Annotated in this window: 16 protein-coding genes and 1 riboswitch; of the genes, 4 read left to right on the forward strand and 12 right to left on the reverse strand. The window is 56.0% G+C overall.

The features are described 5' to 3' along the window. The first annotated feature begins 5 nt into the window (after positions 1–5). A complete protein-coding gene (locus MC269_RS06075; RefSeq protein WP_239954439.1) occupies positions 6–713 on the forward strand; it encodes a hypothetical protein in 708 nt (235 codons plus the stop codon). A 45-nt stretch (positions 714–758) separates the two neighbouring features. Here the strand turns inward: MC269_RS06075 and MC269_RS06080 are convergent, their stop codons facing one another. Further along, complete coding sequence (locus MC269_RS06080; RefSeq protein ID WP_000654812.1) at positions 759–1,727, reverse strand: IS5-like element IS903B family transposase; 969 nt, start codon at positions 1,725–1,727, stop codon at positions 759–761. Between the two features lies 1 nt (position 1,728). Further along, positions 1,729–2,085, reverse strand: coding sequence for a hypothetical protein (locus MC269_RS06085; protein WP_239954440.1), 357 nt, complete (start codon positions 2,083–2,085; stop codon positions 1,729–1,731). Between the two features lie 532 nt (positions 2,086–2,617). On the opposite strand from MC269_RS06085, the gene MC269_RS06090 reads away from it, so the two are divergent. After that, positions 2,618–3,202 carry a DNA N-6-adenine-methyltransferase gene (locus tag MC269_RS06090; protein WP_239954441.1) on the forward strand — a complete coding sequence of 195 codons (585 nt, stop codon included), beginning with the start codon at positions 2,618–2,620 and terminating at the stop codon, positions 3,200–3,202. 547 nt (positions 3,203–3,749) lie between these two features. On the opposite strand, the gene MC269_RS06095 is transcribed toward MC269_RS06090, so the two are convergent. Both MC269_RS06095 and MC269_RS06100 read right to left on the reverse strand, forming a co-directional pair. Beyond that, positions 3,750–4,874 carry a transposase gene (locus MC269_RS06095; protein ID WP_239955076.1) on the reverse strand — a complete coding sequence of 375 codons (1,125 nt, stop codon included), beginning with the start codon at positions 4,872–4,874 and terminating at the stop codon, positions 3,750–3,752. Between the two features lie 127 nt (positions 4,875–5,001). Further along, on the reverse strand, positions 5,002–6,087 hold the full coding sequence (locus tag MC269_RS06100; RefSeq protein ID WP_239954442.1) for a FliC/FljB family flagellin: 1,086 nt from the start codon (positions 6,085–6,087) through the stop codon (positions 5,002–5,004). A 382-nt stretch (positions 6,088–6,469) separates the two neighbouring features. After that, positions 6,470–6,565: riboswitch (TPP riboswitch) on the forward strand. 34 nt (positions 6,566–6,599) lie between these two features. Between MC269_RS06100 and thiM the strand changes: the two genes are divergently transcribed. Beyond that, positions 6,600–7,394 carry a hydroxyethylthiazole kinase gene (gene thiM / locus MC269_RS06105; protein WP_371824375.1) on the forward strand — a complete coding sequence of 265 codons (795 nt, stop codon included), beginning with the start codon at positions 6,600–6,602 and terminating at the stop codon, positions 7,392–7,394. Further along, the gene (thiD, locus tag MC269_RS06110; RefSeq protein WP_239954444.1) at positions 7,391–8,191 is read left to right on the forward strand and encodes a bifunctional hydroxymethylpyrimidine kinase/phosphomethylpyrimidine kinase; all 801 of its coding nucleotides are present in this window, start codon (positions 7,391–7,393) and stop codon (positions 8,189–8,191) included. The genes thiM and thiD overlap by 4 nt, the downstream gene beginning before the upstream one ends. A gap of 57 nt (positions 8,192–8,248) precedes the next feature. Here thiD and MC269_RS06115 read toward each other — a convergent pair whose 3' ends face one another. The 8 genes from MC269_RS06115 to baeR form a co-directional block, all read right to left on the reverse strand. Then, positions 8,249–8,935 carry a GntR family transcriptional regulator gene (locus MC269_RS06115; RefSeq protein WP_081140463.1) on the reverse strand — a complete coding sequence of 229 codons (687 nt, stop codon included), beginning with the start codon at positions 8,933–8,935 and terminating at the stop codon, positions 8,249–8,251. A 100-nt stretch (positions 8,936–9,035) separates the two neighbouring features. Next, positions 9,036–10,496 carry a mannitol dehydrogenase family protein gene (locus MC269_RS06120; protein WP_239954445.1) on the reverse strand — a complete coding sequence of 487 codons (1,461 nt, stop codon included), beginning with the start codon at positions 10,494–10,496 and terminating at the stop codon, positions 9,036–9,038. Positions 10,497–10,556: 60 nt separating this feature from the next. Continuing rightward, positions 10,557–11,840: an MFS transporter gene (locus tag MC269_RS06125; protein ID WP_081140465.1), complete on the reverse strand. Its 1,284-nt coding sequence runs from the start codon at positions 11,838–11,840 to the stop codon at positions 10,557–10,559. A 72-nt stretch (positions 11,841–11,912) separates the two neighbouring features. Next, a complete protein-coding gene (locus MC269_RS06130; RefSeq protein WP_239955077.1) occupies positions 11,913–12,923 on the reverse strand; it encodes a Zn-dependent oxidoreductase in 1,011 nt (336 codons plus the stop codon). A gap of 10 nt (positions 12,924–12,933) precedes the next feature. Next, positions 12,934–14,148 carry a D-mannonate dehydratase ManD gene (gene manD, locus MC269_RS06135; RefSeq protein ID WP_239954446.1) on the reverse strand — a complete coding sequence of 405 codons (1,215 nt, stop codon included), beginning with the start codon at positions 14,146–14,148 and terminating at the stop codon, positions 12,934–12,936. 223 nt (positions 14,149–14,371) lie between these two features. Continuing rightward, positions 14,372–15,271: a lipid kinase YegS gene (gene yegS, locus MC269_RS06140; protein WP_239954447.1), complete on the reverse strand. Its 900-nt coding sequence runs from the start codon at positions 15,269–15,271 to the stop codon at positions 14,372–14,374. A 228-nt stretch (positions 15,272–15,499) separates the two neighbouring features. Continuing rightward, the gene (yegQ, locus tag MC269_RS06145) at positions 15,500–16,858 is read right to left on the reverse strand and encodes a tRNA 5-hydroxyuridine modification protein YegQ (protein WP_239955078.1); all 1,359 of its coding nucleotides are present in this window, start codon (positions 16,856–16,858) and stop codon (positions 15,500–15,502) included. A gap of 117 nt (positions 16,859–16,975) precedes the next feature. Then, the gene (gene baeR, locus MC269_RS06150; RefSeq protein ID WP_239954448.1) at positions 16,976–17,683 is read right to left on the reverse strand and encodes a two-component system response regulator BaeR; all 708 of its coding nucleotides are present in this window, start codon (positions 17,681–17,683) and stop codon (positions 16,976–16,978) included.

Raw genomic sequence — 17,683 nt, forward strand, 5'->3', positions numbered from 1 at the left:
ACATTATGAGGTATAAATCTCTTCGTTATACGTTTCAGCGTTCGAATACGTATTACATCCAATTCCGTTTCTCTGACGGTAAATCTTTCAAACGTAGCCTCGACACTGATAGCTATCGTGTTGCCAGCGCGATGATGGCTTCGCTGATTCCTCTGGTTCCTTTTGTCCAAGATCAAACTCTTGCACTGACAGATTTCACAAAACGCATTGATGCAATCAAATCCTCAATAGCAGGTGATTTGAAAAGTGTCCTTTCGTTTGCAGGTGGTAAATCAAAGTCTGAAAAAGCTGTGAAGCCTATAGAGGTAAAGTCTGGAATTTCACTCCTTAAGGCCTGGGAAATGTATAAGGCGGCTAAAGGCACAAAGTGGAGTCGTGGAATTGCACAGGCCAATGAGCGCTTTATGGAGGTTTTGTTTGTTGTGCTGGGCAAGGAGAAGGATGTAATCACAGTCAACAAACAGGACATTAAGCAAGTGATGGAAGTGGTTGAAAATCTGCCCAAGCGCGTAGTGCAGCCATACCGCTCTATGACGCTGGAACAATTGATTGCACTTGAAGACGTTCCAGAGGCTGATCTTGTAGGTGATGAAGCGATGCATAAGCATCTGAAGATCTACAAAAGCCTGTTCAAAACCTTCCTAACTGATGCCAAGGGGATACTTGAAAAGAGTCCTACAGACGGTCTCTCCGCCTCAGCCTGGCTTTGTTGAATAAATCAGATTTCGGGTAAGTCTCCCCCGTAGCGGGTTGTGTTTTCAGGCAATACGCACGCTTTCAGGCATACCTGCTTTCGTCATTTTGTTCAGCGCTCGTACCAGGGCCATAGCCTCTGCAACCTGACCATCGTAGTCACGCAGTGTCAGTGAACCCCCGAACAGCTGTTTTACCCGGTACATCGCCGTTTCCGCTATCGAGCGACGGTTGTAATCTGTTGTCCATTTCCACCGCGCATTACTCCCGGTCATTCGCTGATTAGCCACTGCACGGTTACGGTCTGCATATTCACCGGGCCAGTAACCCGCACCTTTTCGGGGAGGGATAAGCGCGCTGATTTTCTTACGCCGCAGTTCATCGTGACATAGCCGGGTATCGTAAGCGCCATCGGCGGCGGCTGACCTGATTTTCCGGTGGGTTTGCCGGATTAACCCGGGGAAGGCCTCTGAGTCCGTAACGTTGTTCAGCGACAGGTCAGCGCAGATGATTTCATGTGTTTTACTGTCAACGGCGAGATGCAGCTTACGCCAGATACGGCGGCGTTCCTGGCCATGCTTTTTGACTTTCCACTCGCCTTCACCGAAGACCTTCAGCCCGGTGGAATCAATTACCAGGTGTGCGATTTCACCCCGGGTGGGCGTTTTGAAACTGACATTAACCGACTTTGCCCGCCTGCTGACACAGCTGTAATCCGGGCAGCGTAGCGGAACGTTCATCAGAGAAAAAATGGAATCAATAAAGCCCTGCGCAGCGCGCAGGGTCAGCCTGAATACGCGTTTAATGACCAGCACAGTCGTGATGGCAAGGTCAGAATAGCGCTGAGGTCTGCCTCGTGAAGAAGGTGTTGCTGACTCATACCAGGCCTGAATAGCTTCATCATCCAGCCAGAAAGTTATGGAGCCACGGTTGATGAGGGCTTTATTGTAGGTGGGCCAGTTGGTGATTTTGAACTTTTGCTTTGCCACGGAACGGTCTGCGTTGTCGGGAAGATACGTGATCTGATCCTTCAACTCAGCAAAAGTTCGATTTATTCAACAAAGCCCTTTTACACGTAAACGGTGACTTGTTATCTGCCGCGTATTCAGTGACGAAATACCACTCGCCGTTGTAGAAGTCCTTCTGAATAAGTCCCGATTCCAGCCACTGATTGATTACGCGATGCGGGTTGCCGTTGTCCCATTCCTGAAGGAAATCTTCAAAGGTGAAGCAGTGCTTCATCATCTGTTCAGCCCAATACAGGAAGGCCACGCGGGTTGGGGTTGTCGGAAGGTTGTGACTGCGTAAACGGTCGCGGTAAACGTGATATTCGAATCGAGGCATCCACGCCTCAATGAGGTGCAGCGAATTGCTGCTATCTTTGTCACTCATCTGTATGAGTTTTCCTTTTGTTAAGTTGAAAAAAAATCCCACGGCGAAAGGAATGTTCCGGCTTATTACTGGAGACCTGCTTGGATGACAGGGATAGATAATGAGCGCGGCAATCGCGCGGGAGATTTGGGTTCACTCGTGTGTGAAGGTTTGCTATGAAATGGTGCTGTGTGACGCGATCCCGGCTGGGCCAGTGATGCTCAAAGCTCGATAGGGAGAAGTAAACTCTGTGAGATGGAATCTCGCGCTTTGCTTACCCTACACTCTTATAATAACAGATTTAGCACAAAATGTCAATTTTTATTTATTGACTTGTTTCTGTTGTCTGTGGTATGTCGTGACAGTTGTTGGGTGGTATCTAATGGGAAGAAAGTTAGCTTGAATGACGGCTGTTTTGTAAACATAATATCTCGCTATTAGAGCGAGTTATGGGATTCAGGAGCAGGCCATTACTATCAGGGACGAATGCTTTCGATACATCCGGCACGGTGTTAACAATGGCGGTAAGGATGACTGGCGCACGCCGTTTCAATTGTTAAGGGAATTAGACAATGAATTTGATTTCACGGTTGATGCGGCAGCAGATGCTGACAATGCAGTGTGTGATCGGTATTGGGATGCTGAGGCTGATGCACTGATTCAAAGCTGGGAAGGTGAGAGGGTGTTTTGCAATCCTCCTTTCTCAATGACGGCTGATTTCCTTACGAAAGCAGGTGAGGCTGACTTATCCATATTCGTGATTGCAGCCAGACCACAGGCGACATATTTTCTCTCTGGCGTGTTCGCTAACCCTCACTGCCACGAAATCAGGTTTCTACACCGTGGCGTTAAGTTCATCCATCCTGCCCGGCTTGAGAGCGTGAGATCACCATTACCAATTTGTGTTGTTGTGTTCAGAAAAGAACACTGTGCAGGAGATAAGCGCATAACTGTAGCCTGTGCCGATTCAGGGAAGGAGTTATGCACGGTTGCAGGACGTAAGCCCGGTAAGCCTTCAACGCACAATTTCTCTATTAAGGACGGGGTGATTCAGGACTACAGGAAGGGCGTGGACATTAGTGAATTAGTGGAACGGCACAAAGTGAGCAGGGCAACTATTTATAGATGGGTAAAGTAGCTCCTGTGACGTTCTAAGAAGCACGCTCAATACAATTGGTTGTTGGGTTAAGGTTGGAGAATAGAGTGCGTAAGAGGGGATTACAGGAAGTGTGAGATGTTGTGAGTTATCTCAGCAGGATAACCTCTAAGGTTAAGTTCAATCTGAACTTTGTTAACTGTGTAGTGTTTCATCTGTTAGATCAGGGAGATTGGAACTAACGTTAGTTATCACTAGAGTAAAGTGATGCATCTAACCATTCAATGATCTTATCCCTTTTCCCTTACAGGAAGGGATACATTCTGTAGCTATGTTCCATTCCGTAGACTCCTATCTACGATAGTCATCTACTACATGAAACATAGCTACAGAGAATAATTAAACAATACCACTACTCGCTATCGCTCGCAACTTCGGCGTTAAAATACCACAAATGAAATTAAATGTCAACATAAGTCTATTGCTTTTTTTCTGATTGTATGCTCATAAATGGCTAGAAACTTTTTTGTTTTGCCACACAACTCAAAGTTAAGGGCAGACGTTGACATCCGGCGCGGATAATCCGAACTTACAGCAAGTTGGCGGTGCTTTTGCCATCTTCTGAGGGTTCCTGTTTCATCGGATGGCCTAATAACTCCGCTCCTCCACAGGCAATAACGGCATGCCCTGCCGCTAAAATCCTTTCAGCCCTTAGCTTGCCATAATGGTTGCTTGAGGCGTCATCTGAAACTGGCTTGAAATTGTTATCGCGTTCGCGCACGGTCACAAGTTCGCCGCCATTCCAAATCAGCTTGTAATCAAGCTGCCTTGTCAATTCATAAGTCTCGTTGGACAGGAAACGTTTAGTGCTCTTAGGACGCTTGGATAAAGAGGTTGCAGCCTCAAGATTTTCGATCACAACAATCGCGTGGTTTTTGCTTAGTGTTGTTGAAATCTTATGGAAATGGTCTTTACGCATATTCGAAATGCGATTTAACAAGCGGTTTACTTTGTGCCTTTGTTTGACCCAATTAGAGCTAAATCTCTTCTTCTTGCGCAGACGCTTAATGTTTTTCTCAAGAGACTTTTCCATTTTGGGTAAAGATGCCTGAGACAAAAAATCAGTGCTGTCAGAAGTGGTGATGCATTCAATGTTGCTGGTATCAAGACCTATCATTGATGATTGCTGCGATGAAGGCTCATCAACCTCAGCTTCGGTCTGCAAACTCACATACCATTTATCCAGTTTCATTGAAACCGTGACGTTTTTAACCACGCCTGTAATGGAGCGACTTTTTCTGTAACGCACCCAACCTAACTTAGGCAATTGGATTCTTTCATTGCCTTCATCAAGCTTCACACGCTGAGTGGGATAACGGAATGCATCATTTTTGCCCTTCTTTTTTGGAGAAGGAAAGGTTGCTCTACGTGCAAAGAGATTGTTGAATGCTTTATCAAGATCCTTCAATGATTGTTGAAGGATTTGGGAAGGGGCATTGCTCAACCATGACATTTCTTCTTGGCTTTTCCATTCAACTAGCCACGGTGCCATTTTATTATAAGGGATGTAGCGATCACCATTTCGCCAGATGTCGCTTTGCATAGTTAGAGCACGATTGTAGACAAAACGACAAGCACCAGCGAATGACTTCATAGAAGCAATCTGTTCTGGAGTTGGTTTCAATTGAAACTTGTATGCTTGACGCCTGATCATTTCGACAACTATGCAACCTAAAAGTAGACTTAAAATTGGGGGTATTTCATCAGTAAACACACTGTAATGGCAATGCTTTTACGGTTGAAAATAAAGCCCCCCGCAAATGCGGGGGAGCCTTGAGCTATTAGCCCTGAAGCAGAGACAATACCTGCTGCGGAACTTGGTTAGCTTTAGCCAACACTGAGTTACCCGCCTGCTGGATGATCTGTGCTTTAGACATGTTTGAAACTTCAGTAGCGTAGTCAGCATCCTGAATACGGGACTGTGCTTCAGACAGGTTAGTAGTAGTGTTGTTCAGGTTAGTGACCGCTGAATCCAGACGGTTCTGCACCGCACCCAGGCTGGAACGGAAATCATCAACCTGAGAGATTGCCTCATCCAGTGCGGCTAACGGGTCAGTGGTTTGGACCACATCATTATCATCAACCTCATCAGTGCCGAGAGTAATGACTGCTGATGCAGGGGTGCTTCCATCGGCGTCGGTGACCGTAACATCATTGGAAAGGTCTACCTTCATGTATTTGCCGGTATCTGAATCTTTAACGGCATAAGCGTCAGCACCACCTGATTTATACTTCAGCAGGGTCACGCTGTTTCCGTCTGAATCCTTAATATTGCTGCTTGATACAGCAACATCGTTAGAATCTTTTAAGGTGCCTGCTTCAGCATTCGAGTAGCCGCTGGCTACATTGAAATCTTTCAGACCTAATGTATCACTGTTAATTTTGCTCAGGTCGATGCTGATAGTTTGTCCATCATTAGCGCCAACCTGAATTTTCATAGACTGATTAGTCGAGAGAACTTTCACACCGTTAAACTGGGTCTGATCAGAAACACGATCAATTTCAGCCAGGCGTGAAGTGATTTCGTCCTGGATTGATGACAGGTCAGAATCAGAGTTGGTGCCGTTTTGCGCTTGAACAGTCAGTTCACGGATACGCTGTAAGTTGTTGTTAATTTCTGACAGCGATCCTTCAGTGGTCTGCGCCAGTGAAATACCGTCGTTAGCATTACGGGCAGCCTGAGTCAGGCCGTTAATGTTAGATGTAAAGCGGTTGGCAATTGCCTGACCAGCAGCGTCATCTTTCGCGCTGTTGATACGAAGACCAGAAGACAGACGCTCGATAGAGGTAGACAGAGCAGACTGGTTCTTGTTGATGTTGTTCTGAGTGATCAGCGAGAGGCTGTTGGTGTTAATTACTTGAGCCATGGTAAAAGTTCCTATTAATCAAATCATTTGGTTAAGGTTTGGGCTTAAACCCCTTCGGCTTCAGCGCCGTCATACCTACTATCGTCACCCCCAAGAAAAACTTTAACTTCCTTTTTATTTCTTTTTCCAAACTCAAGTTTGGCGGGGGCTTGCATCAGGCAGCCTGTCAACCAGGCATCTTTGTTAATCGGCACGTTGGGTCATTTATTAAATCTTTTGGATAATGCCTAGGTGAGGTCAAAGGTGGGGTAAATTGTGAGGTCAAAGGTGAGGTATTTAAGCTTTATCCGTTCCCGGCGATCAAGAAGGCGAATGTAGATAGGCCAGCTTGCTTTGCAAGCGACACTTCCCGTATGCTGGTGAAAAGTAATGAGAGATTTACTTTAATGACTCGGGGTGCCCCTGTATACAGGGCTGAGAAATACCCGTATTACCTGATCTGGATAATGCCAGCGTAGGGAAGTCAGATGCCTGACCGCATTCGCCTTCTTGTTCGCCGGTTGGGAGTTATGATGATCCATCAACCTCAACGCTTTTCTGACGCGCACTTCGCGCCCGTTCTCGCCCGCTTCGTTCAGCGCCAGCCGCTGGTGCACTGCATGACCAACGACGTGGTGCAGAACATCACCGCCAACGTCCTGCTGGCGCTTCACGCTTCGCCCGCTATGGTGATCGATCCTGACGAGGCCACGCAGTTTGCCGCGATGGCCGACGCGTTGCTGATCAACGTCGGCACCCTGACCCGCGAGCGCCGCGACGCCATGCTGGCGGCGGTGCAGGCCGCCAACGCGGCGCAACAGCCCTGGGTGCTCGATCCGGTGGCGGTCGGGGCGCTGCGCCTGCGCAGCGAATTCTGCCAGCAGCTTCTTGCGCTGCGGCCTGCCGCGGTGCGCGGCAACGCGTCTGAAATTCTTGCGCTGGCGCAGCAGGGCGCGGGCGGGCGCGGCGTAGATTCGCAGCATCAGGCGGAGGCGGCGCTGGAGGCGGCGCACGAGCTGGCGCAAAAGCATCAGACGCTGGTCGTCATCAGCGGCGAGGTCGATTACGTCACCGACGGCCATAAAACGCTGAGTATCGCTGGCGGCAGCGCGCTGATGACGCGCGTGGTCGGCACCGGCTGCGCGCTTTCCGCCGTGGTCGCCGCCTTTTGCAGCCTGCCGGGTGACAGGCGGGATAACGTCGCCAGCGCCTGCCGCGTCATGACGCTGGCGGGCGAACGCGCTGCCGCCCAGACCGCCGCGCCCGGCAGCTTCGCCACGCTGTTTATCGATGCCCTGTGGCAGCTGGCACAGGAGGCGCGCGCATGAAACGTATCAACGCGCTGACGATTGCCGGCACCGATCCCAGCGGCGGCGCCGGCATCCAGGCCGACCTTAAAGCCTTTTCGGCGCTCGGCGCCTACGGCACCAGCGTCATCACCGCGCTGGTGGCGCAGAACACACGTGGCGTACAGTCGGTTTATCGCATCGATCCCGCTTTTGTCGGCGCGCAGCTTGATTCGGTGCTGAGCGACGTGCGCATCGACACGGCGAAAATCGGCATGCTGTCGGAAACCGCCATCGTGCGTATTGTGGCGGAACAGCTAAAGCGCGCCGATATCCCGTTCGTGGTGCTGGACACGGTGATGGTGGCGAAAAGCGGCGATCCCTTGCTATCGCCTGACGCTATCGCCAGCGTGCGCGAGCTGCTGCTGCCGCAGGTGTCGCTGATCACCCCCAATCTGCCGGAGGCGGCGGCGCTGCTCGACTGTGCGCCAGCGCGCAGTGAAGAGGAGATGCTTGCTCAGGGCGAAGCGCTGCTGGCGCTCGGCTGTCAGGCGGTGCTGATGAAAGGCGGTCATCTCGGCGACAGCGAAAGCCCGGACTGGCTCATCGCCCGCGACGGCGCGCAGCGTTTTACCGCGCCGCGCGTCAATACGCGCCATACCCACGGCACCGGCTGCTCGCTCTCCGCCGCACTGGCGGCGCTGCGCCCGCGTTATGACGGCTGGGCCGACACCCTGCGCGAGGCGAAAAGCTGGCTGCAGCAGGCGCTGGTCGAGGCCGATACGCTGGAGGTGGGCAACGGCATCGGGCCGGTGCATCACTTTCATCGCTGGTGGTAAACGTCAGAGAGAGAAAAGGCCAGCAGCGCTGGCCTTTTCAGGGATGTTCAGGACGGATTACAGCGACTCGAACCACTCGCTGTTGCGCTCGGCGATAGGGGTAATAGAGAAAATCATCTCCTGCAAATGACGACGCATCGCCGCTTCGGCGGCATCGGCATCATGCGCCTTCAGCGCTGACAGAATCTCTTCATGCTGCTCAATCAGGCTTTCCGGCGGCGAGACCTCACTCAGCGTCAGAAAGCGCACCCGGTCCATCGCCGCTTTGATATTTTCTACCGTCTCCCACGCCAGCGCGCAGTGGATGCTCTCGGCGATCAGACGGTGAAATTCATCGTCAAGGCTGAGAAACGCCTGGCTGTCGTGGCGTTCCGCCGCCATCTTTTGCAGCTGAAGATTGTGCTCCAGCGCCATCAGCGCCACGGGCTCAATCTCCAGCGCCGCACGGCGCACCACCGACACCTCTACCGCTTCGCGAATAAAGCGGCCATCCGCGACGCGACGCGCGGAGATCTTGCGCACGAAGGTGCCGCGCTGCGGCAGCACCTGCACCAGTCCCGCCTCCGCCAGCTTGATAAAGGCTTCGCGCACCGGCTGACGCGACACGTTAAAGCGGGCCGACACTTCTTTTTCTGACAGCAGCGAACCCGGCTGGATGACGCAGGTCACGATATCCTTGCGCAGATAACGATAAATCTGCTGGTTAACCGGCTCGCTGGTGGTGATGGTATAGGCGATTGACATGCGGCATATCCGTATTACGGCTGGCCGCAGCCAGCCCGTTGGGAAAGTGTCAGTCTAATCAGCGCGCTGCGACTGCGCCAGTGCTTTTGATACTGAACAATTACAGCGAGTTGACCGCCTGCGCCACCGTGGCGCGCGCGCCGTGCTCGCGCAGCTGCAGCCAGAAGCGCGTCAGCGTTGCCACCACCGCCGCATTCTGCGCCAGATCCTCGCCGAATACCGCTTTGATGCCCAGCAGCGCCCTGACGCGCGCTTCGCCCTCGGCGCTGTTGGCCACGCGCTCCGCCAGTTCCGCCTTCAGCGGATCGCGGATCTCGATCGGCGCGCCTTGCTCATCCACGCCGCCGACATAGCGCATCCAGCCCGCCACGCCCAGCAGCAGCAGATCGCAGTTGCTGCCATTTTTCAGGCGCCAGCGCACGCTGTCGAGCAGGCGCTGCGGCAGCTTCTGCGTGCCGTCGGTGGCGATCTGGTAAGTACGATGCTTAATCGCGCGGTTTTCATAGCGGGCGATCAGCGAGTCGGCATAGGCGGTGAGATCCACGCCCTGAGTGCGCAGCGTCGGCGCCTGCTGCTCCAGCATCAGCCTGCGCGCGGCGGTGCGCAGGTTTGCGTCGGCCATGCAGTCGCTGATGTGCTCATAGCCAGAGAGGAAGCCGAGATAGGCCAGAAACGAGTGGCTGCCGTTAAGCATGCGCAGCTTCATCTCTTCGAACGGCAGCACGTCGCTCACCAGCTCCGCGCCCGCCTGCTCCCAGGCTGGCCGACCGCTGACGAAGTTATCCTCGATCACCCACTGGAAAAAGGGTTCCGCTTCCACCGCCACCGGATCGCGACTGCCCAGGCGCTCAGCCAGCTGGGCAAAGGCGCTGTCGGTCATTGCTGGCACGATGCGATCGACCATGGTGGAAGGGAAGGTGACATGCTGCTGGATATAGTCCGCTAGCGCGCTATCCTGACGCTGCGCCAGCTGCACGATCACATTGCGCGTGACGTGGCCGTTTTCCGGCATATTGTCGCAGGACATCACGCTGAACGGCGGCAGGCCCGCGTCGCGGCGGCGGCGGATCGCTGCCAGAATCAGGCCCGGCAGCGAGCGCGGCGCATCGGGATGGGCCAGGTCATGCACAATATCGGGATGGTCCGGGTTGAGATCGCCGCTGGCGGGATGATGGCAGTAGCCTTTTTCCGTCACCGTCATGGAAACGATCGCCACCTCTGGCTGGCTCATGGCGGCGATCACCGCCTCGATGCCGTCGCCTTTGCCGTGCAGCGCCGAGGTGATCACGCCGATCACGCGCGTCTGCAGCGAGTCGTCGGCCATCTCGGTGAGGGTATACAGATGATCCTGCTGACGCAGCGCCTGGATCAGATCGCCGCTGTTGAGGTTAACTTCACAATAGCCCCAGTCGCTGCCCTGTTCCGCCAGTTTGTCGCTGCAGAGCGCCTGGTGCGCGCGATGGAACGCGCCGAAGCCGATATGCACCATGCGGGTTTTCAGTTGGCGGCGATCGTAGCGCGGGCGCTGCACGTCGGCGGGAAGGCGATCAATCTCTAACATAGTCCGTCCTTATGGCAAACGGGGCGTCCTGCGCCCCGTGATTCAGTCATATGCGTCTGTTTATACCGAAACGGGCTTGCTGCTCGCTTTCGGGCTGCGGATAACGAACAGCACCAGGAAGGCGCCGACGGCGGCGACAACGCCGGCCAGCACAAAGGCGCTGTCGAATTTGCCTGTGTGCTGCACGATAAAGCCGGTGACGATCGGGCCGATGATGCCCGACAGGCTGCCCACCAGATGGATAAAGCCGCTGATGCTGCCGACGCGGCTCTTGTGCACCACGTCCTGAATAATCGCCCAGTAGATCGCGCCGGTGATGTAGAGGAAGAAAATCGAGATCGACATCATCATCACCGCAGAGTTGACCTCTTTTACCGTACCCGCCAGCGCCACACAAACGGCGGCGGCGAACAGTGAGACCACCAGCACAATTTTACGCGACAGCAGTAACTTGCCGGTAATATTGAAGATCTTGTCAGAGATCCAGCCGCCCAGCGCCAGGCCGACGAAGCCGACAATCCACGGGATCATGGTGGTGATCGACATCGATTTAATATCGAGGCCGTGCGCCTGCACCAGATAGGCCGGGAACCAGCTCAGGAAGAAAAACAGAATGTAGTTGTAGCAGAAGAAGGCGAAGGCGGTGACCAGGATAATCGGCTGACGCAGATAGTAGCCGAAGCCGTGCGACGCCTGCGCCAGATCCGCCTCTTCGCCCGGCTGCTCGGCTTTCAGCTGATCCACCAGCGCGCGCTCTTCTGCAGAGACGTGACGGCTTTTCGCCGGGTTGTCCGCCGAGACGAACAGCCAGATCGCCATCCACACCAGCCCGATCAGGCAGATGATGACAAAGGCCGGACGCCAGCCGAAGGCGAGGGCGAGATAGCCGATAATCGGACCGGCCACCGCGCCGCCCAGCGGCGAACCGGCGCTCAGCAGGCCCATGGCGGTGGCGGCCTGTTTTTTCGGGAACCAGCCGTTAATCGCTTTATTGGCGGAGGCGCAGATTGGGCCTTCCGCCATGCCGAACAGCACGCGCAGGATCAGCATCGACCAGAAGCCGGTCGCCAGCGCGGTCATGCCGCAGAACAGCGACCACATGCCGACCGCGATGCCGAGCACGATTTTCGGCCCGAAGCGATCCGTGGCGACGCCGCCGACGAAGTTGAACAGCGCGTAGCCGAAGAAGAAGCTGCCGAAGATCATGCCGAACTGTTCGGCGTTGATCGCCAGATCTTTTTCTACCAGCGGTAAGGTCAGGGAGAGGGCAACACGATCGAGGTAATTGATCATGTAAACAAGAAACAACAGCAGTACGATTGTCCAGCGCAGATTTTTAAACATAGTGGCTCCAACGCTTTTTTATAGTGGTGTCGCCGGCAGCGCGCTGCCGGCTGAATCCCCGGTGAGGCAAGGTTACTGCATCGCTAACACGACCTTACAGCAGGTTCGGGGGTCTTTTTCGAACAGCGTCATGGCGCGTTCGATTTCGCCAAGCGAAAAGTAGTGCGTAACCAGTTTTTCCGGCTGGATCAGTCCCGCTTCCATCCATGCAATCACCTGCGGGAAGCGATGGCTGTTAAGACGAGAGGTGAACAGCGACAGCTCTTTGCTGGTCAGGCTTTGTTGCGTGATGCTGCACGGCTCGCCGGAAAAGCCAAGCAGGCCGATGCGCGCGGCGGGCGAGGCGAGCGCCGCCGCCTCCGCCAGAATTGAAGGATGGCAGGCGGCGTCGATAATCAGCGTCGGCTGCAATCCTTCCAGCTGCGCCGCCAGCGGCACCTCGGCGTTGTTAAAGACGCGGTCCGCGCCGTTGGCCAGCGCCAGTTCAAGGCGCTCCGGCAGACGATCTACCACCAGCACCTGCGCCACCTTATAGACGCCTTTTAACACCTGGATCGCCGTCAGGCCCATCGGACCGGCGCCGTAGATCAGCGCCACATCCTGCGGCTGCGGCTGGAGGAAGGCGGTGATGTTAGCGGCGATGGTGAACGGCTCCACCATGCTGGCGAGCTTGTCGGGAATGGTCTCGGGCAGCCGGTAGGCGTTGCCGGCCGGCGCGACCGCGTACTCGCTAAAGCCGCCGTCGCGGTGCACGCCGATAACGCTCAGCTGGGTGCAGACGTTGGGACGGCCCACCGAGCAGGGATAGCAGTGGCCGCAGCTGACCACGGGATCGACCGCCACCCGTTCGCCGATGCGGCCGGCGTCGACGCCATCGCCCACCGCGTCAATCACGCCGAAAAATTCATGGCCGATCACGCGCGGATATTTCGCGAAGGGGTTGTGGCCGTGCCAGATATGCACGTCGGATCCGCAGATGCTGGCGTATTTCACCTTGACGCGCACCTCGCCCGCTGCGGGCGTCGGCAGAGGACGTTCCGCCAGCACCAGTTCGCCGGGTTGTTCAATCACAACACTTTTCATCATGCGCTCCTTACCAGTTCCACAGCGTGCCGTCTTCCAGACGGGCCACCGGCAAATAGGCGGGTTCGTAGGGATATTTCGCCGCCAGCTTCTCGTTGAACTCGATACCCAGGCCCGGCTTGTCGCCCGGATGCATATAGCCATCTTCAAAGGTCCAGCTGGCGTTGAACAGCTCCATCATCTGCTCGGAGAAGCCCATATACTCCTGCACGCCAAAGTTCGGTACCCAGAGGTCGAAGTGCAGCGCCGCTGCCATGCAGACCGGCGAAAGATCGGACGGGCCGTGCGAGCCGGTGCGCACCTGATAGAGCGAGGCGAAATCGGCGATGCGGCGCATGCCGGTAATACCGCCAGCGTGGGTGATAGTGGTGCGAATATAGTCGATCAGCTGCTCTTCAATCAGCTGCTTGCAGTCCCAGATGCTGTTGAACACCTCGCCGACGGCAATCGGCGTCACGGTATGCTGGCGGATCAGGCGGAAGCATTCCTGGTTCTCGGCAGGCGTGGGATCCTCCATCCAGAACAGGCGGTAATCTTCGACGCTCTTGCCGAAGCGCGCAGCTTCGATCGGCGTCAGGCGGTGATGCATATCGTGCAGCAGATGTTCGTCGAAGCCGAATTTGTCGCGGATGGCGGCAAACAGCTTTGGCGTAAAGTCGAGGTACTTCTCGGTGGACCAGAGCTGCTCTTCCGGCCAGTCGCCTTTGGTAGCAGGCTCATAGGCCAGGCCTTTGCCTTTCGCCATGCCGTAGGTGGTTTTCATGCCCGGCACGCCGCACTGGGCGCGGATCGCCTTGAAGCCCATCTCTTTGTGCTTCGCGTAGTCGTCCATCACCTCATCGATGGTGTGGCCGGTGGTGTGACAGTAAACCATCACGCCAGTGCGCGAAGCGCCGCCCAGCAGCTGATAGAGCGGCATATTGGCCGCTTTGCCTTTGATATCCCACAGCGCCATATCGACCGCAGAGATCGCCGACATGGTGACCGGCCCGCGACGCCAGTAGGCGCCTTTATAGAAGTACTGCCAGATATCTTCGATCTGATGCGCGTCGCGGCCGATCAGCTGCGGACAAACGTGATCTTTCAGGTAGGAGGCGACCGGCAGCTCGCGGCCGTTGAGCGTGGCGTCGCCGATGCCGGTGATGCCGTCATCGGTGGTGATCTTCAGCGTAACGAAGTTTCTGCCTGCGCAGGTGACAAAGACTTCAGCGTTAACAATTTTCATCTCTCGTGGCCTTCATTCAGCAATCAATGCTGAAAAAGTACGCGCATTTATACTACCATACAAGCTGAGGTTGCAGAGTTGTGAAGGCAATCACAGAGAGAATTGTCTGGTCTGGCTGGCGTAAAAAATCAATGCCAATTTGCTGTTACAGGCTGCATAAACGTTAAAACGCAAGCCAGACCGCCCGCGTTTTAACGTTTATCTTACAAGCCGAAACGCACCCTCAGGCTAACAACGCGCACTGCGGCGGCAGGCGGCAGCTCAGCGCGCCGGGCATCACCTCGATGTCAAATTCGCGGCCGGAGAGCGGCTCGCCGTCCAGATTAAAGGTCATCTCATTCGGCGAAACGATGCGCAGCGAGGTCAGCTTAGCGGTAACAATATTGGGGTTCTCATCGTTGCTGGTCAGGGAGTGCAGCAGGGTCGGCAGCAGCTCCTGCGCGGTGACGATGCTCAGATCGAGCTGGCCGTCATTGATCAGCGCCGACGGACACAGGCGCTGGCCGCCGCCTGCCTGACGGCCGTTGCCGACGCCGATCGCCAGCGCGTCGCCCTGCCACTGAAAGCCGGGGCCGGAAATCTCGCAGCTGTCGGGCTTTAGCGTGTCCATGCGCATCAGGCCGTGAATAAAATAGGAGACGCCGCCCAGCGCGGACTTCAGCTTCTCCGGCGTTTCGGTGGTGATACGCGTGCCGAAGCCGCCGGTCGCCATATTGATGAAATAGCGATCCTGATTAACCCGCGCCAGATCGATAACATGCGCCTTGCCCTGCACCGCGAGGCGCAGCGCGGGCTCCATCTCGGCGGGAATGCCAACGCTGGTGGCGAAATCGTTGGCGGTACCGAGCGGCAGAATGCCCAGCACCGGCCGCTGATCCGCCGCAATCGCGGCCAGCGCGGTGGCGATCTCGTTAATGGTGCCGTCGCCGCCGCCGGCGACCACGGTCTCGGCGCCCAGCCGGATCGCCTCTTCAAGGTAGCGCTCGCCGTCGCCTTTCTCCCAGGTGACGCGCACGGCGATATCGAACCCTTCGTCGCGCAGCGTGGCGATCGCCGCGCGCAAATCCTCGTTGCCTGCCCCTTTGCCATTCAGAATGAGTAGAGTAAGCGGTTGTTTTACCATTGTCCGTTCCTTGAAAACCCACAAAGATTTCTGCTTATAGCATAGTCAGGCGGGAAAATTTACGGGAGAAAAGCGGAAAAAAGAAAACCCGCACGGGGGAGCCGGGCGGGTGAATGAGGTGGTTCCTGATACAACAGCTATTTATTGTTACTCGTTCGCAGCAGGCGCGACTATAAAGGAGCGCGCCGTAGCGGTCTGTGATCCTGTTCTAACTTCGCCGGTTTAATTTCAGGACGTGAGTAATTTGTTATGGGGATCGCGCGTGCTGCTGCCGTCGGTGAAGTTGCGCAGCAGCAGGGCGAACCCCAGCTCGACGTCCGCAGGCACCGGCATCCAGACGCGATGACCGTCGCCAGGCGCTACCTCAATCGCCGCGCCGCGCGCGTCCTGCAGCGCCTCCAGCGTGCAGTTAAGGTTGCCGTTCGGCGTCATGATCTCCAGGCTGTCGCCGCGCAGAAACTTATTCTTCACCGCCACCTCCGCCCAGTCGCCGCGCCGCTCGCCGGTGAATTCGCCGACAAACTGCTGACGTTCTGAAATCGAATAGCCCTGCGCGTAGTTCTGATAGCTGTCGTGGGTGTGGCGGCGTAAAAAGCCTTCGGTATAGCCGCGATGCGCCAGCCCTTCCAGCGTGACGAGCAGTTCAGGATCGAAGGGTTTTCCGGCGGCGGCGTCGTCAATGGCGCGGCGGTAGACCTGCGCCGTGCGCGCGCAGTAGTAGAAGGATTTGGTGCGGCCTTCGATCTTCAGCGAATGGACGCCCATCTCGCTCAGGCGCTCAACGTGCGCCACCGCGCGCAGATCCTTCGAGTTCATGATGTAGGTGCCGTGCTCATCTTCAAATGCGCTCATCACCTCGCCCGGCTTCATCTTCTCTTCCAGCAGAAAAACCTTGTCGGTGGGCTGGCCCAGTCCCAGCGTCGGCGTTACCTGCTGCACCTCGACGATATTGCCTACCTCGTCCTGCTTGCCTTCCTCGACCTTATATTCCCAGCGGCAGGCGTTGGTGCAGGTGCCCTGATTGGGGTCGCGCTTGTTCATATAGCCGGAAAGCAGGCAGCGGCCGGAGTAGGCCATGCAGAGCGCGCCGTGCACGAAGATTTCAATTTCCATCTCCGGCACCTGCTGGCGGATCTCGGCGATCTCCTCCAGCGACAGCTCGCGCGACAGGATCACGCGCGTCAGCCCCATCTGCTGCCAGAACTTCACCGTCGCCCAGTTGACCGCATTGGCCTGTACGGACAGGTGGATCGGCATCTGCGGAAAGGCGTCGCGCACCAGCATGATCAAGCCGGGATCGGACATGATCAGCGCGTCCGGCTGCATCTCCACCACCGGCGTCAGGTCGCGAATAAAGGTTTTCAGCTTGGCGTTATGCGGCGCGATATTGACCACCACGTAGAACTTCTTGCCCAGCGCGTGCGCTTCATTGATGCCTTTGGCAAGGTTGTCGTGGGTAAATTCGTTGTTGCGTACGCGCAGGCTGTAGCGCGGCTGGCCGGCATAGACCGCGTCCGCGCCGTAGGCGAAGGCGTAGCGCATATTCTTCAGCGTTCCCGCGGGAGAAAGCAGTTCGGGTTTCATGATCGTCTCACTGATGTCAGGTCAGCATGCCGCCTGGCGCGGCACGTGCAGCAGCCGTCAATGAGACGGCCCGGCAAAAGGTGCGGAATTGTAGGCGGCGGCGAGGCTAAGTCAATTGATCTAGATCAACTGGCACAGATCCGCTTCCCAGCGGTAGCCCATGCCGTAGACGGCACGGATAAACGGCTGGTCGGCGTCGAGATTTTCCAGCTTGCGGCGCAGATTTTTAATATGGCTGTCGATGGTGCGGTCGGTGACGACGCGGTAGTCGTCGTACAGATGGTTGAGCAGCTGCTCGCGCGAAAAGACTTTTCCCGGCTCCAGCGCCAGGGTTTTCAGCAGCCGGAACTCGGCGGGCGTCAGCTCCAGCGGCTGGTCGCGCCAGCTCGCCTGGAAGCGGCCTTCGTCAACCTTGAGCAGCGACGCCTTGCCGGGCTCTTCCGGCGCGCGCTTCACGCGGCGCAGAATGGTTTTTACCCGCGCCACCACTTCGCGCGGGCTAAAGGGCTTACAGATATAGTCATCCGCGCCGATCTCCAGCCCAAGCAGGCGATCGATCTCCTCGGTGCGCGCCGTCACCATAATGATCGGCAGGTCGGAGAAGCGGCGAATTTCGCGGCACAGCGTCAGGCCGTCGCTGCCGGGCAGCATCAGATCCAGCAGCATCAGATCGGGCGGCGTCTGCTGGACGAAAGGCAGCACCTCGCTGCCGTGGGCGATATGGTGGGTTCGGTAGTTAGAGGCTTCCAGATAGTCGATCATCAGCTGCGCCAGCTTCGGCTCATCTTCCACTACCAGAATCAGCGGGTCGGTTTTTTCGGGGATCAT

It is taken from the genome of Pantoea sp. Z09 (assembly GCF_022394795.1).
GTDB lineage: Bacteria > Pseudomonadota > Gammaproteobacteria > Enterobacterales > Enterobacteriaceae > Pantoea > Pantoea latae.